The sequence below is a fragment of the Nonlabens sp. genome (assembly GCF_965657255.1).
Taxonomy (GTDB): Bacteria; Bacteroidota; Bacteroidia; order Flavobacteriales; family Flavobacteriaceae; genus Nonlabens.
This window is the reverse complement of sequence record NZ_CBFHNM010000001.1, coordinates 108,860-131,839: the sequence shown is the minus strand read 5'-3', so window position 1 is coordinate 131,839 and position 22,980 is coordinate 108,860. Positions and strand designations below refer to the sequence as shown.

General features: G+C 35.3%; 20 protein-coding genes, 1 tRNA gene and 1 pseudogene. 10 read left to right on the top strand and 12 right to left on the bottom strand.

Features of this window, described 5'->3' with window-relative positions:
• Nucleotides 1–59: 59 nt before the first annotated feature.
• Both ACTF54_RS00675 and ACTF54_RS00670 read right to left on the bottom strand, forming a co-directional pair.
• On the bottom strand, nt 60–767 hold the full coding sequence (locus ACTF54_RS00675) for a DUF2490 domain-containing protein (RefSeq protein ID WP_347196661.1): 708 nt from the start codon (nt 765–767) through the stop codon (nt 60–62).
• 2 nt (nt 768–769) lie between these two features.
• A complete protein-coding gene (locus tag ACTF54_RS00670; RefSeq protein ID WP_347196660.1) occupies nt 770–1,546 on the bottom strand; it encodes a carbonic anhydrase in 777 nt (258 codons plus the stop codon).
• A gap of 214 nt (nt 1,547–1,760) precedes the next feature.
• Here ACTF54_RS00670 and ACTF54_RS00665 point away from each other — a divergent pair.
• Nucleotides 1,761–3,124, top strand: a pseudogene (locus ACTF54_RS00665) (glycoside hydrolase family 31 protein); the annotation flags it as partial.
• A gap of 258 nt (nt 3,125–3,382) precedes the next feature.
• Nucleotides 3,383–4,513, top strand: coding sequence for a BamA/TamA family outer membrane protein (locus tag ACTF54_RS00660; protein ID WP_438968657.1), 1,131 nt, complete (start codon nt 3,383–3,385; stop codon nt 4,511–4,513).
• Between the two features lie 138 nt (nt 4,514–4,651).
• Here the strand turns inward: ACTF54_RS00660 and ACTF54_RS00655 are convergent, their stop codons facing one another.
• Nucleotides 4,652–5,575: a LysR family transcriptional regulator gene (locus tag ACTF54_RS00655; protein ID WP_347196659.1), complete on the bottom strand. Its 924-nt coding sequence runs from the start codon at nt 5,573–5,575 to the stop codon at nt 4,652–4,654.
• Between the two features lie 375 nt (nt 5,576–5,950).
• Here ACTF54_RS00655 and ACTF54_RS00650 point away from each other — a divergent pair, with 375 nt between their 5' ends.
• The 8 genes from ACTF54_RS00650 to ACTF54_RS00615 all read left to right on the top strand — a co-directional run bounded on the left by ACTF54_RS00650 (nt 5,951) and on the right by ACTF54_RS00615 (nt 11,663).
• A complete protein-coding gene (locus ACTF54_RS00650) occupies nt 5,951–6,244 on the top strand; it encodes a hypothetical protein (RefSeq protein ID WP_347196658.1) in 294 nt (97 codons plus the stop codon).
• A gap of 48 nt (nt 6,245–6,292) precedes the next feature.
• The gene (locus tag ACTF54_RS00645; protein WP_347196657.1) at nt 6,293–7,252 is read left to right on the top strand and encodes a sodium-dependent bicarbonate transport family permease; all 960 of its coding nucleotides are present in this window, start codon (nt 6,293–6,295) and stop codon (nt 7,250–7,252) included.
• A 90-nt stretch (nt 7,253–7,342) separates the two neighbouring features.
• On the top strand, nt 7,343–7,744 hold the full coding sequence (locus ACTF54_RS00640) for a DUF983 domain-containing protein (RefSeq protein ID WP_347196656.1): 402 nt from the start codon (nt 7,343–7,345) through the stop codon (nt 7,742–7,744).
• Complete coding sequence (locus ACTF54_RS00635; RefSeq protein ID WP_347196655.1) at nt 7,728–8,354, top strand: Crp/Fnr family transcriptional regulator; 627 nt, start codon at nt 7,728–7,730, stop codon at nt 8,352–8,354. The genes ACTF54_RS00640 and ACTF54_RS00635 overlap by 17 nt, the downstream gene beginning before the upstream one ends.
• 62 nt (nt 8,355–8,416) lie before the next feature.
• Nucleotides 8,417–9,217 carry a sulfite exporter TauE/SafE family protein gene (locus ACTF54_RS00630; protein WP_347196654.1) on the top strand — a complete coding sequence of 267 codons (801 nt, stop codon included), beginning with the start codon at nt 8,417–8,419 and terminating at the stop codon, nt 9,215–9,217.
• 35 nt (nt 9,218–9,252) lie between these two features.
• Nucleotides 9,253–10,584 carry a rhodanese-like domain-containing protein gene (locus ACTF54_RS00625; RefSeq protein WP_438968505.1) on the top strand — a complete coding sequence of 444 codons (1,332 nt, stop codon included), beginning with the start codon at nt 9,253–9,255 and terminating at the stop codon, nt 10,582–10,584.
• A gap of 104 nt (nt 10,585–10,688) precedes the next feature.
• Nucleotides 10,689–11,246: a YeeE/YedE family protein gene (locus ACTF54_RS00620; RefSeq protein ID WP_347196652.1), complete on the top strand. Its 558-nt coding sequence runs from the start codon at nt 10,689–10,691 to the stop codon at nt 11,244–11,246.
• A 3-nt stretch (nt 11,247–11,249) separates the two neighbouring features.
• Nucleotides 11,250–11,663, top strand: coding sequence for a DUF6691 family protein (locus ACTF54_RS00615; protein ID WP_347196651.1), 414 nt, complete (start codon nt 11,250–11,252; stop codon nt 11,661–11,663).
• Nucleotides 11,664–11,806: 143 nt separating this feature from the next.
• On the opposite strand, the gene ACTF54_RS00610 is transcribed toward ACTF54_RS00615, so the two are convergent.
• The 9 genes from ACTF54_RS00610 to ACTF54_RS00570 all read right to left on the bottom strand — a co-directional run bounded on the left by ACTF54_RS00610 (nt 11,807) and on the right by ACTF54_RS00570 (nt 22,935).
• Nucleotides 11,807–13,348, bottom strand: coding sequence for an acyl-CoA carboxylase subunit beta (locus ACTF54_RS00610; RefSeq protein ID WP_438968504.1), 1,542 nt, complete (start codon nt 13,346–13,348; stop codon nt 11,807–11,809).
• 50 nt (nt 13,349–13,398) lie between these two features.
• Nucleotides 13,399–14,871, bottom strand: a complete 1,473-nt coding sequence (accC, locus tag ACTF54_RS00605; RefSeq protein WP_438968503.1) for an acetyl-CoA carboxylase biotin carboxylase subunit — start codon at nt 14,869–14,871, stop codon at nt 13,399–13,401.
• A 78-nt stretch (nt 14,872–14,949) separates the two neighbouring features.
• A complete protein-coding gene (locus tag ACTF54_RS00600; protein WP_347196648.1) occupies nt 14,950–15,432 on the bottom strand; it encodes an acetyl-CoA carboxylase biotin carboxyl carrier protein subunit in 483 nt (160 codons plus the stop codon).
• A 326-nt stretch (nt 15,433–15,758) separates the two neighbouring features.
• Nucleotides 15,759–15,832, bottom strand: a tRNA-Arg gene (locus ACTF54_RS00595).
• 109 nt (nt 15,833–15,941) lie between these two features.
• Nucleotides 15,942–16,775, bottom strand: coding sequence for a universal stress protein (locus tag ACTF54_RS00590; protein ID WP_347197601.1), 834 nt, complete (start codon nt 16,773–16,775; stop codon nt 15,942–15,944).
• A 117-nt stretch (nt 16,776–16,892) separates the two neighbouring features.
• Nucleotides 16,893–17,354: a hypothetical protein gene (locus ACTF54_RS00585; protein ID WP_347197602.1), complete on the bottom strand. Its 462-nt coding sequence runs from the start codon at nt 17,352–17,354 to the stop codon at nt 16,893–16,895.
• A gap of 38 nt (nt 17,355–17,392) precedes the next feature.
• Nucleotides 17,393–19,438 carry a T9SS type A sorting domain-containing protein gene (locus ACTF54_RS00580; RefSeq protein ID WP_438968502.1) on the bottom strand — a complete coding sequence of 682 codons (2,046 nt, stop codon included), beginning with the start codon at nt 19,436–19,438 and terminating at the stop codon, nt 17,393–17,395.
• A gap of 150 nt (nt 19,439–19,588) precedes the next feature.
• The gene (locus ACTF54_RS00575; protein WP_438968501.1) at nt 19,589–19,807 is read right to left on the bottom strand and encodes an RDD family protein; all 219 of its coding nucleotides are present in this window, start codon (nt 19,805–19,807) and stop codon (nt 19,589–19,591) included.
• Entirely contained in the window at nt 19,807–22,935 is a 3,129-nt protein-coding gene (locus ACTF54_RS00570) for a WD40/YVTN/BNR-like repeat-containing protein (protein ID WP_438968500.1), read from the bottom strand. Before ACTF54_RS00570 ends, ACTF54_RS00575 begins: the two co-directional genes overlap by 1 nt.
• Nucleotides 22,936–22,980 lie beyond the last annotated feature (45 nt).

The following is a 22,980-nucleotide window of genomic DNA, read 5'->3' as shown; positions in this document are numbered from 1 at the left end:
TTATGAATTTAAATTCATAAGGTATTGATATAGTTTTGGATGTTAAATTCTAGTATGCCTTAAAAGGTATGATGCAAACTTATTTGTAATTGGTTTTTATCCCAATTATTAGTAGTTTGTTTCATCCATCCCAGTTGCACTCTCAATCCATCATTAATAACAAAACCTAGACCTAAATAGGTTCGGTTACGATCAAAGAAATTCACTTTGCGACCGTTACCTATATTTCGCTGCCCATTGATAAACATTTCATTATAGAAAGCAGTATACAAGGTATTCTTTACTAGAATAGATTTGTTTAAAGGCACATTTACAAAAATATTGTATCGGTACCTGGTTCTAAAATCTTGATTTTCTACCCATCTTTGTTCAAATCGGAATCTATGCGTAATAAATAATCTTTTCAAAATTGTATTAGAAAATAAAGCTTCTTGATAAATTCTATTCTCACCTACTGGATTATCTCGATCTGTTCCAAAGGCTCCAGTTGAAATATTAGCATATCCTAAAGTGAATTTTACACCAGATTCTTTAGGGCTGTAGGTTAATCCAGATCTTAACAATAGTTGTTCTCGATCACCTAAAAGTTGCCAGTCTCTATACTGTATGTCACCTTGAATACCCCAATTTGAATTTTTGAACGTGGTGTTATAGAAATACATGTACCACGCTCCTAATTGATCTTCATCTGGGTTTTGTGCATTTGCTTGGTAAGCAGCTCCTAAAATAAAAAGAGTAAAAAGAAAATACTTAATTCTTATAAACATGTTTATTTCATCTTTTTCATTCCAGATTTACTTGCCTCAACAAAACGTGGGAGACTTAGAATCGTTTCTTCCAGAAACTCTACTTTTCCAGAGTGTAAATTGTAAACGGCTCCAACTATTAGCACTTCACCACTAGCTGTACGGCGGCTAAGAATAGGCTCTAAATTTCTTAATAAATTTACTTGTTCTATAACGTTTTCACGTATAGCAAGGTCTAATTCTTCTTTCTTATCAAGCTTTGCTTCTTTAGCGCGTAAAGATGCTGGTTTGATGGAGTTTATAAGGCTTACAACATGCCCTGGTGGGTTTTCAGGAAGTTTCATTGCCGCTGTAACCGCTCCACAACTTTCATGACCTAAAACAACAATTAATTTAGTTTTGAGAAATACAGTTGCATATTCTATTGTTCCGTAAGAAGCTTCTGCCATTACTTGGCCAGCAGTTCTAGTAATGAACAAGTCACCTACACCTTGATCAAAAATAATTTCGTTAGGCACACGACTATCTGCACAACCTATAATGGTAGCAAATGGTTTTTGTCCTAATTCATTATTTTTCATATCTTCTTCAGACTGTCTAGGGGCTACCCTTCTATTATCTGCAAAACGTTTGTTACCGTACATAAGTTTTCTTAACCCCTTATACGGATCTGTGTAGGCACTATCACGATCTGCAAAATAACGATCATCTTCAAGTTTCAGCATCTTTTTAATTTCAGCAGATTGACCATAGCCTAAGAATCCAGTAAAAAGTAACGCGACAATTAATAATTTTTTCATTTCTTTTGATTTAAATAGTTTATTAAAAAAACACATGGACATTTCATAATTAAAGGTCTGCAATTGTGTATTGTTGATCAATTTTCAAGGATATCTTTAATTATTAGAAGTACGTCTAAATTATTTAACGAAACTGATAATTGCCTGGTTTTTAAAAATGGATGTTTTAATAAAATTTTAGGAATTGTCTGATTCTAGTAGTAGCGTCTATTAAGAAGCTATGGAAAAGGATTATTTCTGTAAACGTGCAGATGGTTCTTATATGAAAGGTAAAGTATGGCCTGGAGAATGTTATTTTCCGGACTACACAAATCCTGAGGTAAGAATCTGGTGGGCAGATTTATTTAAAGGACTTATTGCAGATAATGGTCTGGCTGGAATTTTGAATGATATGAATGAGCCTGCGGTGATGGATGTTCCTAATAAAACTTTCCCAGATGATGTATGCCATGATTATGATGGTCATCCTTGTTCTCATAGAAAAGCGCACAGTATTTATGAAGCGCAAATGGCTCGAGCTACTTATGAAGGCGTAAAGAAATTTATATATCCTAAACGACCATTTGTAATCACAAGATCTGCATATTCTGGGACGCAACGTTACACGAGCAGCTGGTTCGGTGATAATGTCGCTACCTGGTAGCACTTAAGTATTCCAAATATCCAGGCGCAGCGCATGGCACTGTCAGGAATGTCTTAGGCAGGATCTGATATCGGTGGTTTTGCAGAGCAGCCTACAGGAGAACTTTTTGCTAGATGGATTGCTTTAGGTGTTTTTCATCCTTTTTGTAGAGTTCATTCTAGTGGTGACCATGGTGATCAAGAACCGTGGACTTTTGACGAGAACGTGACCGATATCACTAGAAAATTTATTGAATTGCGATATAAATTACTTCCTTATCTATACACCACATTTTGGTAATGTGCACAGGAAGGAACGCCTATGTTAAAGTCTCTTGTCGTATATGATCAAGAAGATGCATAGACGCATTATAGAAATAATGAGTTCATGTTCGGTAATAAAATATTAGTTTGTCCAGTTCTAGAACCTAATGCAAAAGGTCGTAGAATGTATATACCTCGTGGAGAATGGTATAACTTCTGGACTAGAGAAACTATTTCTGGAGGTAAAGAAGCTTGGGTAGATGCAGATATTGATGAGATTCTGCTATTTGTGAAGTCAGGTTCCATCATTCCTCGTTATCCAGTTATGCAATATGTAGGCGAGAAGAAAATAGAGTTTCTAACACTAGATGTCTACTATACCTTTGGTAAAGATAAATTTATCGACTATGAATATGCTGCGGATGGTTATGATTATAAAACGGACGTTTTAGTCTGAGAAACTTAAGTTTTAAAGGTAAAGAAAATGAGATGATCATTTCTCAATATATAGATGGTAAGTACATTACAGAATATGAAACCTTGCGTTTCAATTTTATAGGATTGCCTTTTGAAATTGATTTTGTAGAGGTAGATAATGTAAAAATACCTTTAGAAGACTTGCAATATGATGCAAAAACTCAAACTATGTATGTGGACAAGAATTTTGTTGAATTGCATATCGTAGGAAAGTAAAATTCATTATTTCAGGAAAGAGTGGCTTTGTAGTCGCTCTTTTTTATTTGTGATGTTCTCGCTTTCGCGAAAGCGAGATTTTATAAATTCAGCAAATAGTACCGTTAGTGAATATTTAAAGTTGGATTATTTAATTTTATCTTAATTGTTAAAATAACAACACTTTAAAGCTCATATATCATTTAGTTTTACCGATACATTAAAAAATAAGCATTGATCAATAAATACCAAAAAACCAATAGACATTTATTTTTAGTAATGATTGTCAGTTCTTTACTTCTATCAACTCTTACGCGAGCACAGAAAATAGAAGAATTAAAAGAATTTTTTACTTTTTACCCAAATCAAAAAGCAGTAGAAAAAGATTCTACAATTTATTTGCAAAAGTTTATTGCGGCACCGGTGGTAAGTTATTCCCCAGAAACCAACTTTGCCTTTGGTACAGGCGCAAAGTATTTATTTAAATTTAATGGAAGTGGTGAGGAAACAAGAACCTCTAACATGCCTATTACATTACAATATACGTTGAATAGTCAATTCTTTTTATTTTCTGGTTTTGAGGTGTTTACTAATCAAGAAAAATGGGTGATTGAAGGAAATTTGTTGTTTCAAAATTATCCGCGTTTGTATTACGGAATGGGAAATGATACTCCTGATAGTGCAGAAGAGCAATACGATTATTATCAATTTCTATTTGAACCTATCTTTCTTAAACGTATGTTTCATAAATACCTATTCATAGGTGGTGGCGTGCGTTACAATCATATTTATAAAACAGAAATTGAAGAAGATGGTCTAATTGCTCAAAATAGACCAGATGGTTTTGATGGGTCTACTTCTGTTGGCGCTGAGGTTGCTGTCTTATATGATAGTAGAAGCAATATATTAAACGCTCAAGATGGTTGGTATTTAGAATTTACTCATGGTAAATATGGTAAGGTATTAGGTGGTACAAATTCATTTAATCTAACTCGATTTGATTTAAGACATTACTTTGATGTTTCAGAAGAAAACGATGATATTCTTGCCTTTCAATTTGCAGGTCGTTTTACTAGACAGGATATTCCTTTTTCTGAATTTGCTTTCTTTGGTAGCAGTGAAATCATGCGAGGTTACCAAGAAGGAAGATTTGTAGATCGTGACATGCTCGCCACACAAATTGAATATAGAAAGAATTTTAAAGACTCTCGACTAGGTGCGGTAGCTTTTGTAGGTACAGGAGATGTTTATAGAAACGTAAGTGAGTTCCAATTCGGTAATTTAAAGCCTAACTATGGCGCAGGAGTGCGTTATAAATTAGATAAAGAAGAAAATTTAAACATACGTCTGGATTGGGGATTTGGTAATGGTACTAATAGTTTTTACCTAGGAATAGCTGAAGCTTTTTAAAAGCCTCATCAGTTTTAGAAAATCAAAAAAGAGAAGCTTGTTCGTTTCTCTTTTATTTGACTAAATTCTTTAAAATGTAAAGTATATTATTGGTCTCGCTTTCGCGAAAGCGGAATCAAAAAAAAATGATAGTATAAATTATTCCTTTGAAGCCCAGTCAAAGTGTTTCTCTGTAATCTGGTCTTTATTCTTAATTATATATTCTTTGAAAGCAAGAGCAGCCGGCGATAGTTTTTTCTTTTTTAACCAAATCAAATTCCACTGTGTTTTTAAAGGTAATCCAGCATAAGGAATAATAACGATATCACCTCGATCGATCGCATTTTTTATACCTATAATAGGCATTATTGAGTAACCTATACCTGCTATTACCGCTTGTTTTAAGGCTTCATTAGAAGTCAACTCGATTTTCTTACTAGCCATTAAGTTTTTTCCTTGGATAAAGCTTTCCATTGCATTTCTAGTTGCAGATCCCTCTTCTCGATACAGCAAGGGTTCCTTAGAAAAAATTAATTCTCTATCGCCTTTTCTACTTTTTTCTCTTAATGCATTACCTACAAGAAAAAGCTCATTTTTCATGAGTGGTAAAGTCTCTAGATCCAGATGATCTGGTAATACAGAAACTAGAGCAAAGTCTACTTTGTTCTCTTCAAGATCATGAATAACATTCTTTTTGTTAGTTACGTCCATAGAGAAATCAACACCAGTGTGATCATTTAAAAAACCAGAAAGAAAATAAGGCATTACGTATTTACCGGTAGAAACGATAGAAAGTTTCAATTTACCGGCTAGCTTACCTTGATATTGTTTTGTCTTATAATCTATTATTTGAATTTCTTCAAGAATACTTTTGGCAGTTTCAGCAATTTCATGGCCAAAATCGGTTACATACAATTGCCTTCCTATCACTTCAGTTAAAGGAATAGGAAACTGTTCTTGAAATTTTTTGAGCTGTATAGAAACAGCTGGCTGCGTTAAAAATAGAACCTCAGAAGCTTTTGTGATGCTCTTTTTTTCTACAATCTGTAGAAATATTTGAAGTTGGTGTAATGTGTAATGCATAATATTTATTTATGTACTTCATTACAAATATAAATAAAAATAAATGATGTTAACAGCGCATCTTTGCATAGCTTTTTTAAATCACTGAAATCATGATACAGCAATTTAATTCAAAATTCGATAATGAGAACTTTTCAAGATCGTTTAAAATGATTCGTATCCTACCTCACTTAAATTTGCAAAAATCAGCTCAGTTACTGAGGTATTTTGGTATAGCTGTCTTGGCTCTTATTTACTTGATAATAGCAGTATTCTGTCTAATTACAGATCACCCTATGTCTGTTTATTTACTGTTGCCATTTACAGTGATATTTCTAATTATAGGAATAGCTATTATTCCAATGCTGAAAAAAAATTAACAATAATCTTTCAATTATGACTTCAAATAAAGAAGTAATGACCAAAGTCCAATTAGTAGATAGCACATTTTCACCTTCTGAGGCTTCAGATGTAGTGAGTAGTTTGATTAGAGAAAAAATCAACTTTCATAAACTACATAGGCTTTCAATGTGCGAGGGAAATGTAAATAGTGATACCAACTATGATGATAGTAGGGTCGTAGAACTTGAATTAGAGAGAAAAGAGTTCAAAGAGATATGCCGCGAGGCAAAATTAATGGGTAAGAAGATTAAGATTAATGGTATTCTTGAAATAGAGATCATAGACTAATTACTACTACTACTACTACTACTACTAATACTACTACAAATATTATAAATGGATTTACATTTATTGACAGATAACCTGTCTAATCCTGCTTTACTCTTTTTTATTTTAGGGTTGTTTGCTTCACAAGTGAAGAGTGATTTAGAAATCCCAAAAAACTCGTCTAAATTTATCTCTCTTTATCTATTATTTGCCATAGGTTTCAAAGGTGGACAAGAGTTATCGCATAGTGAGTTTACAGCAGATATTTATTGGGCAGTGTTCATAGGGCTTGCACTTGCAGTTCTAGTTCCTGTCTATACTTTTTTCATATTAAGGCTTAAGTTTACGATAGCAAATTCTGGAGCAATCGCAGCTGCCTATGGTTCTGTCAGTGCTGTTACTTTTGTGACAGCTATAAGTTATTTAGAGATGGAAGGAATTCCATTTGGCGGTCATATGGTTGCTGTTATGGCGTTGATGGAAGCACCTTCTATTATTGTAGGTGTTTTATTAATGAGTCTGTCTTCTAAAGGAGATCAAAAGGATAAGCACGAAATTTGGGGACTTGTTAAACATGCTCTTACTAACGGTAGTGTGGTTCTTATTCTAGGAAGTTTAGTTATAGGTTATATAGCTAGCGATGTACAAGCGGCAGGTATAAGGCCGTTTACTACAGATTTGTTTAAAGGATTTCTTGCTGTTTTCTTGCTAGATATGGGAATTACTAGTGGTAAGAAGTTAGGTGTGTTGATTAAAAAGGGCTGGTTTGCATTGGTATTTGCTATAGTAGTGCCATTGGTAAATGGTTGCGTGGTTGCATTAGCTTCAGGATATGTTTTAAATGAAACAGGAGATCGTCTATTACTTGCTATTCTTGCTGCAAGTGCTTCTTATATTGCAGTACCTGCAGCCATGAGAATTGCTGCTCCTAAAGCAAATCCTAGTCTTTATCTGCCTATGGCGCTAGCGATAACTTTTCCTTTAAATATAACTATAGGATTACCGCTGTACTTGTACCTAATTCAATGATAATAATAATCTTCTAATTCTAGTAGGCTTGTGTAACAATGGTTACCTATCTAGAGATATCTATCGTATAAATTTGTAAAAATTTGTACGATGTTAAAGCAAAATATTCTCAATAGTATTCTTTTCTTAAAATGTCCACAATGTCGTCAAGGGCAATTTTTAAAAGCAAATCCATATCTTTTCTCAAAAATGAATAGCGTTAAAGAGCGTTGTCCTAAATGCCAATTAAAATATTCTATAGAACCTAGCTTTTATACCGGTTCTATGTATGTTTCTTATGGTGTAGGAATTGCATTTGCTGTTGCTGCGTATATGATTTTATTAATTCTAGGTCTAGCAAATAGCCCTATGAGAATTTTTATAGTTATTGTAATTACATTGGTTGCTTTTTTTCCATATATTGGTGCTGTTTCAAAATCTATCTGGGCACATTTATTTTTTAAATATGACGCAGTGAGAGCACAAAAAGTAAAAAATGATTCAAGAACTTAAGAATAATTACGGTTCTCAATTTGAACCCCAATTAATTGAAGAAATTTATCAGATTGCAACTTTTATAGAGGCTCCAGAAGGTCAGGACCTTATCCAGCCAGGTCAGTTTATAAAATCAATGCCTTTATTACTTTCAGGTAGTATAAAAATAATGAGACCTGATGATGAAGGTGAAGAACTACTCCTTTACCACTTAGAAAAAGGAGACACTTGTGCTATGACCATGACTTGCTGTATGGGAAATACAAAAAGTGAAATTCACGCCGTAACAGAAACACCTGCCCAAATACTTATGATTCCAATTGGCAAAATGGAAGAGTGGTCTAGTAAATACAAATCGTGGCGCAACTTTGTGTTTAATAGTTATCACGAACGCATGATGGAGTTATTAGAAAGCATCGATAATATTGCTTTTAATAATATGGATGAACGACTAGAAAATTATTTAAAAGATAAAATACAGATTCTAAACAGCAAACACATCTATATTACACATCGTGAGATAGCAAATGACTTACATACCAGTCGTGTAGTTGTTTCTAGATTGCTTAAGAAGATGGAAAACAGAAAGTTTATAAAGTTACACCGTAGTTTTATTGAAGTCCTGTAACACTTGTTACAAAGACTCTTCAGGTAGTCAATTAAATTTGTGACTTAATTTAAAAAACTACAATGGAATTCATTGAAATACTAGGTTACATAGGAGCTCTTTTGATAGGGCTTGTTTTAGGTCTTATCGGTGGTGGTGGTTCCATTCTGACAGTACCGATCCTGGTGTATGCACTTACCTTAAATCCAGTAATTGCAACTGCTTATTCCTTGTTTGTGGTGGGAACCACCTCGCTTGTAGGGGCTATTAAAAACATCAGTAAGGGAATGGTCGATTTTAAGACCGCAATCATTTTTGCTATTCCGGCTTTTATAGCCGTTTATCTAACGAGAGCTTACTTAATTCCTGCTATACCAGAAGAGTTATTTGAAGTCGGTGGTTTTATGGTGACAAAAAACCTTGCTATCATGTTGTTTTTTGCGTTCATAATGTTACTAGCATCAGTTTCTATGATACGCAATAAAAGAGATGAAGGAGCAGAAGATTCCGTGATTACTTATAATTATCCATTAATTATCGTAGAAGGACTAGTAGTAGGGACAATTACAGGTATAGTAGGTGCTGGTGGTGGTTTTCTAATTATTCCAGCCTTGGTTTTATTAGCAAAGCTACCAATGAAAAAAGCGGTGGCAACCTCTCTATTTATCATCGCGATTAAATCTTTGATAGGTTTTCTAGGTGATGTTCAAAATTTAGAAATTGACTGGACATTTTTGTTATCATTTACAGCAATTTCGGTAGTAGGTATTTTTATAGGTATTTGGCTTAATAAATTTATTGACGGTAAAAAATTAAAAAAAGGTTTTGGTTGGTTCGTTCTAGTAATGGGTGTTTACATCATTTATAAAGAACTTACTAAGTAACAAAATCATATAAAATCAATTTTAAAGAAACAGTTATGATCATAAAACAGTTTGAATACAAACCTTTGTCGCATTACTCATATGCCATTATAAGTGATGGAAAAATGGCCGTTATTGATCCAGAAAGAGATGTTAGTGGTTATTACGCTTTCGCGAAAGCGAACAACGCATCCATTACCGCGATTATAGAAACACATCCTCATGCAGATTTTGTAAGTTCTCATTTAGAGATTCACAAAGAAACCGGTGCAACTATTTACAACAGTGTAAAAACGGGAGCAGATTATCCCCATGAAGCTTTTGATAGTGGTAATGAGATAAAGTTAGGTAATGCTACGTTAAAAGCTATAAACACTCCTGGACATTCACCAGATAGTATAACAATAGTTGCTAGTCAAGACGATCAAATTACTCTATTTACAGGAGATACTATTTTTATAGGAGATGTAGGAAGGCCAGACTTGAGAGAGAAAGCAGGAAATTTAAAAGCAAAACGTGAGGAACTTGCAGAGATGATGTACGATACTGTGACAAATCAATTTAGCGATTTACCAGATCATGCCATTATTTATCCTGCACATGGTGCTGGATCATTATGCGGTAAAAGTTTAAGTGATGCAGCTAGCAGTACACTAGGAGATGAGCGTAAGAATAGTTGGGCTTTTCAACCGCAGTCCAAAGAAACGTTTATGAATACATTATTAGATGGTCAGCCATTCATTCCATCTTATTTTGGTTATAATGTGGCGATTAATAAAGCCGGCGCAGATAATTTAGAACCATCTTTAGAGTCTATTTCTTTGGTTGAGAAAACAAAAGCTACTGGACTTATAGTTGATATGAGAGATGAAGCTACTTTTAAGAAAGGACATTTAGAAGGTAGTATCAACATTCAAGCAGTATCTGATACTTCAAAATTTGAAACTTGGTTAGGAGCGATAGTGAAGCCTCAAGAAGATTTTACACTGGTTATTGACACGGCAGAAAATAAAGACAAATTATTGCAACGTATTTCTAAGATAGGATATGAAAAGCAGCTAAGGGAAGTGATCACTTTATCCACTGATAACTTATCACAAACACCTCAATTAGATGTAGAACATTTTAAAAATAACTTAGATTCATATACTATTGTTGATATACGTAATCAAAGTGAAATCAATGAAGGTAAGATATTTGAAAAAGCTCTCGAACATCCGTTAAACGAATTGAGAGATACAGCTTCAGATATTCCTGTAAATCAACCAATAGTGGTGCACTGTGCAGGTGGCTATCGCAGTGCCGCTGGAAGCAGTATTGTACAAGATATTTTGAAAAACGCTACAGTATACGATTTAAGTGAAGCTGTAAAAGAGTTTCAAGTTTAATAGTTGATGATGATTTGCATAAAGGTTCTTACCATATTTATAGTTGCAGTAGGAACCTTTAACAATGACTACTAAGTAAAATAATAAACTAAAATTAAAAATATATGAATTGGATATATGATCCATGGCCTTGGTACGTAGCAGGACCATTAATTGCTTTGACAATGTTTTTATTGCTATGGTTAGGAAAGCAATTTGGGATGTCTTCTAACCTTAGAGTAGCATGCTCGGCAGTAGGAGCTAATAAAGCAGCTGACTTTTTTAAATTTGATTGGAAAGCAGAAAGATGGAACCTAATGGTAGTTCTAGGTGCTATCATAGGTGGTTTTATTGCATCAAATTATATGAGTAACAATACGGTAGAAATCAATCCAGAAATTGCTCAGAAATTATCAGATGAATATAACATCAATAGTGCAGGAGAAGCTTACTTACCTACTGAAATCTTCTCAACTGAAAATCTCACTGATCCTTTCAATCTTGCTATATTAATAATTGGTGGTTTTCTAGTCGGTTTTGGTGCTAGATATGCAGGCGGCTGTACTTCTGGACATGCTATTTCTGGGTTGAGTAATTTACAATTACCATCATTGATTGCTGTTATTGGTTTTTTCATAGGTGGACTAACCATGATTCATTTTATCTACCCATTAATATTTTAAGAAATGAGATATATTACATATTTAGTTATAGGAATCTTTTTTGGAATCGTCATGTTTAAGTCAGAAGCTGCATCATGGTTTCGTATTTATGAAATGTTTGAATTTGGTAGTTTTCACATGTATGGTATCATAGGATCTGCTCTTCTTATAGGGGTTGCTGGTGTACAGTTCATAAAGTTGAAAAATATAAAAACCATTGATAAAACAGATATGCATTTGCATCCTAAAGCAAAAAGTATCACTCGTTATCTTGCTGGTGGGATTATTTTTGGATTAGGATGGGCACTTGCAGGAGCTTGTCCAGGACCCATGTATGTATTGATAGGTGCAGGTTTTCCATCTATCTTAATAGTTCTTTTTGGTGCTTTAATAGGAACCTTTGTATATGGGCTTTTAAGAACTAAACTACCGCATTAAACCTCTGGTTTTATTTCAAAACCGTTGATTACAAATATTTAAAAAGCCTATTTAACTTGGTAAAAGTTAAATAGGCTTTTTAATTTGTATCAAGGGAGATAAAAAATAATAGATCGATTGAATCTATTATTTAGTCTCTAGTCTTATAAGGGAATATTACCATGCTTCTTTTTAGGTAAGCTAGAAGTTTTATTTTCAAGTGCTTTATAAGCCTTAATTAATTTTCTTCTAGTGTTCTTAGGTAAAATAACTTCATCTATAAAACCTCTTGCCGCGGCACTGTATGGATTTGCAAACTTCTCAGCATATTCGGCTTCTTTTTCTGCAAGTTTTGCTGCTGAATCATCCGCATTTTTAATTTCCTTTTTAAATATAATTTCGCTGGCACCTTTTGCTCCCATAACAGCAATTTCTGCACCAGGCCATGCATAATTCATGTCTGCGCCTATGTGCTTTGAATTCATCACATCATAAGCACCACCATAAGCTTTTCTTGTGATCACGGTAACTTTAGGAACAGTTGCCTCACTTAATGCATATAACAATTTTGCTCCATTAGTGATGATACCATTCCATTCTTGGTCTGTACCAGGCAAAAATCCAGGGACATCAACTAACACTAGAAGTGGAATATTAAAACAATCGCAAAATCTGGTAAAACGAGCAGCTTTCTTAGAACTTTCCACATCTAAAACTCCAGCAAGACTTATTGGCTGATTTGCAACAATACCAATACTTTTTCCAGCTAATCTTGCAAAACCAACCACAATATTATCTGCATAGTCTTTATGAATTTCAAAGAAAGAATCGGTATCAATTATTTCATGAATCACATGACGCATATCATAGGGCTGATTAGGGTTTTCTGGTACAATACTTTCTAAACCTTCACGTATTTCATCTCCTAAGGTAAAAGGTATATCTGCTGCTTTATCCTCACAATTTTGTGGCATATAGCTTATCATCTGTTTGATTTGATTGATGCATTGTATATCGTTTGCAGCTGTTAAGTGTGTCACACCAGATTTTGTCGCATGAGTTGATGCACCACCTAATTCTTCGGCAGTCACAATCTCATTTGTAACTGTTTTCACCACATTTGGTCCTGTAACAAACATATAACTTGAGTTTTCTACCATCAAGGTGAAATCTGTCATCGCAGGAGAATAAACTGCTCCACCAGCGCAAGGTCCCATAATCGCACTTATTTGAGGCACAACTCCAGATGCCATTACATTTCTATGAAAGATGTCTGCATAGCCGCCTAATGAACGTACACCTTCTTGAATACGAGCGCCGCCACTATCATTCAGCCCTATCACAGGAACTCCTATTTTCATTGCAAGATCCATAATTTTACAAATCTTTTCTGCATGTGTTTCTGACAACGCGCCACCAAAAACGGTAAAATCCTGTGCAAAGACACAAACCTGTCGGCCGCTGATGGTTCCATAACCAGTTACCACACCATCTCCATAAAACAGTTCTTTGTCCATTCCAAAATCGGTAGTTCGATGTGTAACCAAAGCTCCCATTTCTTCAAATGAACCTTCATCAAGTAAAAAGTGTAAACGCTCTCTTGCGGTTAGTTTTCCTTTTGCATGTTGTTTTTCAATTCTATCGGATCCACCACCTAATTGAGCTTGTGCTAATTTATCTGCTAGTATTTGTTTTTTATCTTTCATGGCAATTTTTGAAAACTATTAGATTTTTTTCTTAGTATTTTGATCAATAATTAGTCGTTCCTCTTGTTCCAGTTAGAAGTACTGTGAATAGGTGTTTTTAGACTTTTTTGATTTTCTAAATATAATTTAAGGCCCACTAGAGCAGCTACTTTTCGCTCTTCTTCATATTGTTCTTCTAAATGCTGTGCAGAATAATAATTTTTTACAAAATGGGTGTCAAAATCTCCAGTAGTAAAAGCCTCGTGTTCACAAACAAATTTGCCAAAAGGAAGCGTGGTCGCAACACCATCTACTTTATAATTATCAATAGCCTTGATCATTAGGGAAATAGCCTCGTCTCTATCTTTTCCATAAGTGATCAATTTAGAAATCATAGGATCATAATAAATAGGTATCTCCATTCCTTCTTCAAAACCATTATCTACTCGTATTCCATTTCCAGTAGGCATTTGATAAGTAGAAAGAGTGCCTATACTAGGCATGAAATTGTCAAGTGGATCTTCTGCATACACTCTGACTTCAAGGGCATGACCATTAATAGATAAGTCAGATTGTTCAAATGCTAATTTTTCTCCACGAGCTACTTTTATCTGTTGTTCTACTAGATCAATTCCTGCAATAATTTCAGAAACAGGATGCTCCACTTGTAAACGAGTATTCATTTCCAGAAAATAAAAGTTTTTGTTCTCGTCCAGAAGAAATTCTACAGTTCCAGCACCTATATAATCACAGGCTTTTGCGACTTTAATCGCTGCTTCACCCATAGCCTCACGTAAAGCAGGTGTCAACACCGCAGATGGCGCTTCTTCTACCACTTTTTGATGGCGTCTTTGTACACTGCATTCACGCTCAAAAATATGAACGACGTTTCCATGAGTGTCTGCTAATACTTGAATTTCAATATGTCGTGGAGAGGCTACATATTTTTCAATAAAAACTGCTCCATCACCAAATGCGGCTTGTGCTTCACTGATAGCACGGTCCATTTGTTCAGGTAATTCTTCCATGTTAGAAACGACACGCATTCCTTTACCGCCACCACCAGCAGATGCTTTTATCAAAATAGGAAAACCTATTTCTTGTGCTACTTTTTTTGCCAGCGCCACATCAGTAATAGCTTCTTCAATTCCGGGAACCATTGGTATGTCATAATCGCGTACAGCTTCTTTTGCAGCCAATTTGTTTCCCATGACCTTAATGGCATAAGGTTTTGGACCTATAAAAGTCATTCCAGCGTCTTCTACTAATTGTGCAAACTGAGCATTTTCACTTAAAAACCCATAACCAGGATGGATTCCATCGGCACCAGTATCTTTTGCCGCCTGAATTACTTTTTCCATCACTAAATACGATTCAGATGATGCTGCTGGTCCTAATAAAACAGCTTCGTCTGCAAAACGTACATGCGGTGCACCTCGATCTGCTTCAGAATAAACAGCTACTGTTTTTATTCCCATTTTTTGAGCCGTTTTCATGACTCTAATAGCAATTTCTCCACGGTTTGCAATTAGTATTTTCTTCATGTAATGTATGATTTGATCTCGCTTTCGCGAAAGCGGAATTTTTAATAATAGTTAAGGAAACTTTGGTGCTGATTAGTTTTAAGACTCCATCTCAATAATTAGTTGTCCTTTAGTGACAGAGTCATCTTTTTGCGCCTCGATAGATTTAATGACGCCTTTACCGTCAGACAGTATCACGTTTTCCATTTTCATGGCAGATAACACAAACAAAGGTGTTCCTTCTTCAATAGAATCACCTGGACTCACCATAATGTCAACGATATAACCAGGCATAGGTGCCATAATATTATTAGATTTTGCCTCAGAGACTTCTAAAAGTCCCATTTGAGCGACCATAATGTCATAGCTGTCATCGATTTTAATATCATAATTACGACCGTTTACAGCAATAGTAGTGATTTTATGAAAATCACTATTAGACACCACCGCAACTTGAAAAGCTTTTTTATCTTTTAAAACATGAAAAGTAGTATTGTTCACTTGGTTCATGTCTAGCGCAGCTGCATCATCCTTATCTAAATGGAAAAGTTGATCGCCTACATGAATATTATACGTGCTCATATGCCTTTTAATTTAAGTCATGAAATTACAAAAAAAATAAAGCTGAATTAAGTTAGATAAGAAATGTTTGGCATTTTATTACTCAAATATTTTGTTGATAGTCTTACTTAAGAACAAGAATTATCAATCAAGCTTGTTGAATTGTATAGGTGATATGAATGAATTGTGACTAAGACAGGATTAATTTCATTGATCCTGAATGAAGTCTATTTTGCAAATACAACTGCCAGCCTTTTCAAGTCTGGTGTATTAAAACAACAAACCTTGATCAAGCGAGCTTGTCAAGGTTTTTATGTTTCAATCCACAACGCAGTTGTGAGTGATTGTGACTAAGACAGGATTCAAACCTGCGACCGCTGGAGCCGAAATCCAGTGCTCTATTCAGCTGAGCTACTTAGCCAGTTATAAGGCAAATATAGTGAGCGTTTGCTGAATTGTTATGGTTTATGAAATAATACTGCATTCATTTATGGAATTGACTTTTGAAAACATCTTTTTTAAATATAGAGTTACATCTTAACCGTTAGAACTGGCATGACCGCATGATTTGCAATATCTTCACTTATACTGCCTTGTAATAAATGCGAAATGCCAGTGCGTCCATGAGTAGGAATGGCAATAATATCTGTACCACTTAGAGCTGCATAGTTCATTACACCTTGCTCCACAGAATAGTCAGCATAACGATTCACCATTTTAATAGCACTTACTACGTCAGGATGTTTAACTTCTCTGAAGAATTGAAGTAAAATTTCATCCATTTCTCCAGTACTTTTAAATGGATCGCCAGGCAGGTTTACATAGAGAAATTCAATGCGAGCGTTAAGCATGGTAGCGACTTCAATCACTCGATGATATGCATTTATTGTTTCCACTTGAAAGTCACTTGCAAAAAGAATACGTTCTGGAGCAAAATTGATCTCGTTATCTTTAACGACAAGAACTGGTGTTTCAGAATGGCGTACTACTTTTTCTGTATTACTACCTTTAATAATTTCGGTTAGGCCTTTGCTGCCGTTTGATCCCATTACTATAAGAGATGCTTTGATATTTTTGGCAAGGTCATTTATTCCTTCAAAATCTAAATGCTTTTGCAATAAAGGCTCCACAATGATTCCGTCTAAGTAAGGCTCTTTATTTAACTCTTCAAATTTCTTTCCTATCACTTTGCTATAGAAAATTGCCTGTTCAAAACTATTGTTCTTATCGTTCAATCCTTGTTCTAATCCAGCCATGTGAATTAGTACAATCTTAGCAGATATACGTTTTGCAATTGTTGCGCCTACTTCAAGAGCTTTGTGACTAGTTTTTGAAAAGTCTATAGGAATAAGGATGGTCTTCATGGTGTTGCTATTTAATTATTTAACAGCAACAAAATTATGTGAGATGATCTGTTTAAAAGATGACAATAATCAACTTTTCAAATAAATCTAGAAATTATAAAAATGTTTACTATCTCTTTACAATCCAAGCAAAGAGTAATCAAAGTCACTTTTAGGTTTGTCAGTTTTTTTCAAAACCCATAAACCTTCGGCAGGTGGGATTTCTAGATCAAGTTGTGATTCTATCTCGTTTTCCATATACCACAAACCATGCATCGCTTTTTTCTGGAAATCTATCGTACCATTATAGTTAATAGTAAATTCGTGTTCTATTTCTTCAGTGGTAAAACCGTCTTCTAGAAATACTGGGTTTGTAGAATACTGAACCTGAAGTGAAATCAAAAAATCTTCTATGATTCCATTTATAGCAACCGTTTTGCCAGTTGAGAATGGCCCTTTTTCTTCAGTTAACGTTCCTATTATTTCGGTTTCATCAAAGCTTAGTTGTGCATTCATTTTAACTCGCTCACCAAAGAAAGGCAATTCAAAACCCAATCCATAAATAAAATATCCTTCCCAATAGCCGCTTAGTTCTTGCATTAATTGATTGATTTTTTTGATATTGAAAAGTTGATACTCTATTTTTTAATCAATTTATAAACTGAATTTTGATTTGTGTTCAATTGTAAAAAGTATATTCCTGAAGTCAAATTAGGTGTTTCCACCTTAATTATTCCAGATTCATTTATTGGATAGCTTTTAGTTAAAACAGAAGCTCCATTCATATTGTAAAGCGTTGCTTTAAGTGTATTGCTATTGCTATTAGAATATCTTATTTCAAAATTATTTTCATAAAATGGATTTGGATAAATAACAAATGCATCTCTTGTTATAGAATCTATACTTAATGTTACAGTACTTTCTAAAAAATCAGGAATACCACTTCCATCTGTATCATCATCAGTAGGGTCTCCATTGCCGTTGTAGTCTTCATCTTCAGTGAGTACTCCATCGCCGTCATCGTCATTATCTAAATAATTTTCAATACCATCGCCATCTGTATCAATAAAAGTAAAATTGGTTCCTCTTGCGCCTACACCAGAAGTCTCCACAGCTGTAGGGACTCCATCGCCGTCGTCGTCGTCATCTAGATAATTAGGAATTCCATCACCATCTGTATCATCATCAGTCAAATCTCCATTACCATTAAGATCTTCACTTAAATCTGGAATCGTATCGTTATCAGAATCTGTCACTGGTTGATTAGTTAAAATCAAATCAAAGTCAACGATTACATTTTGACAAAGTAAGTTGGAATTGTTTACCGAAGCATAAATAGTTTGCGGATTTGTAGTGTTTGCAAAAGAATCAGTGTTAAAAATAGGATTGCTTTGGTTTTGAGCATCTGCGAGTGTGTTGTAGTAAGTAACGGTTGTAGTCGCAGCGTCCATATTGCCTATTAAACGATCTGTATTAAAATCTAGATTAAAATCCTCAGTTCCATTTGCATCGCTGTCATAAATATAAAGATCTACAGTTGGAAAATCAGTTTGAGGATCGCGTACCTCGATGCAATATTGATTAATAAATGTACAACCGCTGGCATCTGTAGTAGTATAGTCATAACAGTTAATACCAGTTTGTGAAGGAGTTATGGTAACGCCACCAGTAGATAGTACGGTAATGTCTGGATGTGCAGCCCATGACTCACTTACTATTATAGGAGAAGTATAGCCAGTAGTAAATTCTAAATTGGATCCAAATTTCATAAACCAACTGAAAATATAACCGTTATCAATAAGCAAATTATCTGTTATTCTTAAACTCCATGTTCCATTTAGAGGAACACCTAGTAGATTGCTGAATGGATCACTGGTGCTATAATCTCCAGCAGGGATAGTAGTATTTCCGCTCGTAGCATTTGCAAAACTTTCTAGTGCGTCAGTAGTAAAACAATAGTCGTAACCTATTCCTGGACTTAGATCATTATCATCGTCTATAGGTTCGCCCAAAAATACATTACCTCCAAAATTGTTAAATAATAAGGTTAGTACCGTTCCATCAGGAGCAATAAGCTCGATGTCCAGATCACCTGCATAAGAGTGTTCTATATTCATACAAACTCCTAAAAAACTAGTCGTATTATTTAATACAGAACCATCAGGAAAACAATCTATATTGATAGAAGTCTCATAACTTACACCGCTTCCATCTGGTAGAAATGTCGTGCCAGCCACAAAATCAGCATCATTACAAACTAAAATAGGTGCATTTGAACTCTCTGGAATAATATCTAAAGAATCTCCTAAGCATATTACAGGAGCGTCTATTGAGTCATAATTGATATCTGGATCTTCAGAAACAACAACCGTAACATAGTCTACAGGATCGCTAGGACAAGCATTTTGATCTGTGGTTAAAAGTCGTATAAAGTAACCACCAGACTCATTAAATTGTTGCGTAACTGTGCGGCCAGTTTGTGTTCCCAAAGATTCAAAGTCCCAAGTGTAGTTATAGTTAGGATCAAAAACTGCTGTAAATGTTACTGAATCGTTGGGGCAAATCTCTATGATATTATTTACGGTAACTGGTGATGTAGTTTCAATTTCTGATAACACAGTCGGACACTGTCCAAAAGCATTTGCGGTAAAAAGTGTAAATACTATAAAGTAAAAGTTTTGCATAGATAATAAATTAAGGTCTTAAAAATTAAATATAGGTTTTACATTTTTAGAAAAAAAAAGATATAATTTCAAAAGGAATGAGCTTTATAAGGTTTCTAAATATTACCCTTTTTACAAAGCCTTCTTTACCACTATCTTTAATTTCTAACTTCAACCATTTTTAGCTATTGTTTTTTTGAAAAACAATTCAGCTAATAAGTTATAAACGATGAAGCATACGAATTGCAATAAGGCCAGATTTATATAATTTTCTATATTACCTAACCTAATTTCTATTCCTAAGATGTAGCTAACACTAAAAGTAAAGATTCCCGCAATACAGTAATCAATATACCAAGCGATCGCTCTACGAATAATCAATGGTCTCATCAATCTTCTTCCTTCTCAATCACTAAGTAATCCAATTGCAGCTTATTAAAAGCTTCATTAAATTTTTTAATATCAGAATTTAAAACCTCATCAAAAATACTAAGCTGCTTTTCAATCTCAGCTGTCAGTTCATTTTTCACTTGAATACTTTGTGAAGTAGGAGCAAAGTCGCCTATTTGTGCGAGACTGTTTAAATGTGCTAGTTTATTTGTTAATCGAATAGGGAAATTTAAAGGATCCTGACCACTTCTGTTTTTAGTCTGGTACAAGGCTTTTTCTACCTCGCTAAATTTCTCTTTCATTTCCTTCGACATCTTGATCATGTCTTTGATTCCTTTTTCTTCACGATCGCCGTAGAGAGATTCAAAAGCGCTGAGTTTTTTATTAAATGCACGTATGTTTTTAATGGATTTGTGCGCTTTATCTACTGTTGCGTTCACTTCTTTTACAAAATCAAATTGCGCCTGCATGTCTGCAACACTAGCCTCTGCATTAGGAGCTGGTATTATTGTAATAGGTTGTGATTGTGTCTCACCATTTACGGTAAGTTGTACCTTGTAATTACCAGGAGTCGCTTGCGGTCCAGAAAGATTTGCCCACCAAAGGATCATTCCAGGAAGTTTTTCAGCACCATCGTATTGTGTGTCCCAATTGAATAAATTAGCTCCTTTTTTAATTTTCAATTTATCTTTCTTATTATAACTGGCGTATGTTTTTATCAGTTCATCTTTAGCATCATAAAAACTTAAGGAAACACTGTCTTTCTTTGTTACTTGTGGTAAATAATAATGCACTTGCACACCAGCTGGATGGTTTGCTCCAGCCGTTAATGATCCAGCACGACCACTTCCGCCCATGCGATAAGCTGTTTTAGGTTTAAAGAGTTGGTTGCTGTTTTGCTTTCGCGAAAGCGTGCTACTAAAAGCATCTCTTACAAGTCCCAAATCATCATGAATCCATAAACTTCTTCCTTGGGTTGCTATTACTAGATTATTGTCTTTCACTGCAAGGTCTGTAATAGGTACGATAGGTAAATTCATCTGGAAGGATTTCCATGTTTTTCCATCGTTTGTAGAGATATATAATCCAGTTTCAGTTCCTGCATATAACATTCCTTTAACCTGATCGTCTTCTCGTATCACACGACTAAAATGCTCAGCAGGAATTCCATCGGTTATCTTTTTCCAGCTTTTACCGTAGTCGGTAGTCTTATATAAATAAGGAGCAAAATCACCTAATTTATATCGAGTAGCAGCCATGTAGCAAGTTGCGGCATCATAACGACTCGGCTCGATGCTATTGATTTGTGCCCATTCTGGTAAACCTTTAGGAGTAATATTGCTCCAGTTCTTACCGCCATCTTTAGATAAGTGTACAAGACCATCGTCACTTCCTACCCAAAGCTCGCCAGCTTTTAAAGGTGATTCTGCTGCAGCAAAAATGGTACAGTAATATTCTACACTGGTGTTATCTTGTGTAATCGGTCCACCACTAGAAACTAATTTAGTAGGATCGTTTCTAGTCAAATCTGGCGAAATGGTTTCCCAACTCTGACCTTCGCTTGTGGTCACATGCACGTTGTTTGAAAAGGCGTATAATTTATTAGGCTCGTGCTTAGAAAACAGAATCGGGAAATTCCACTGAAAGCGGTATTTCATTCCTTCGGCGCCATGTCCCATTGGATTGTCAGGCCAGACGTTTATTGCACGTTGTGACTTTGTTTTATGATTGTAACGCGTTAAATAACCGCCATAACTACCGCCGTAAACGATGTCATTGTCCTTAGGATCTACTGCGATGTGCGCGCTCTCGCCACCAGCAGTTCCTTCCCAATCGTTATCTGTAATACTGCGACCAGTTGTACGATGTGGGATTCTAATCGTCCCATTATCTTGTTGTGCCACATAGATTCTATAAGGAAAAGAATCATCAGTGGTAACACGATAATATTGTGCCGTCGGCTGATTGTGATACGTACTCCAAGTCTCGCCACCGTCATAAGTGACCTGCGCGCCACCATCATCTCCCATAATCATACGGTTAGGATCTTCTGGTGCGATCCATAAATCATGATGATCGCCATGTGGTGCTCTTGCGCCTGAAAATGTTTTACCACCATCAGTACTTTTATGATAATTCACATTTACTACGTAAAGTTTATCGATGTCTTCCGTATCGGCATAGATTCTAGTGTAATACCAGGCTCTTTGTCTTAGACTTCTAGAATCGTTTGTTTTTTTCCAGGTGAGTCCAGCGTCGTCACTTCTATAAACTCCACCTTGATCTTTGTTTTCTACAATGGCATATAATCGGTCAGAGCTTAGTGGCGATACGGTAATTCCCATAATACCTAAAGTTCCTTTGGCAAAACCTTCATTAGTAGAAATCTCTTTCCATGTTTCACCATAATCGGTACTTTTCCATATCGCACTGCCGTCGCCACCACTTGATAAACTATAAGGAGTTCTTTGTACACGCCATGTGGTAGCATATAAATTACGAGGATTACTAGGGTCAATGATTAAATCTACTGCACCAGCAAGATCGTTTGAATACAATTTTTTAGTCCATGTTTTACCTCCATCGGTGGATTTGTACACACCACGATCTGTGGTAGGTTTATAAATATCTCCTAAAACTGCTGCATAAACGATGTTATGGTCATTAGGATCAATAGCTATTCTAGGGACGTGTCTACTTTTAGGTAACCCAGCTTGCGTCCATGATTTTCCTGCATTTTCTGTTTTCCAGATGCCGTAACCGCTCGATACGTTACCGCGCAGTGTCTTCTCGCCACCACCTACATAAATCACGTTATGATCGCTAGGCGCAACACTTACTGCACCAATAGACCCACCAAAATAACCATCAGAAATATTACTCCACGTGCGTCCACCATCCATCGTTTTCCATACGCCACCACCAGTACTACCAAAGTAGAACAAGTTGGGTTTTCCAGGTACACCAGTCACTGCTGCACTTCTTCCGCCTCTAAATGGACCTAATTGTCTGAACTCTTGTGATTCATAATACTTTTGCTCTTCTGGTGGCTCTGGTAATTGCTGTGATTCCGCTTTCGCGAAAGCGAGAACAGCAAAAACGATAAGTAGATAATAGAGTTTATTCATGGTGAGATAATTTGTCATAAAGATAAAGGATGAAATCCTATTTAA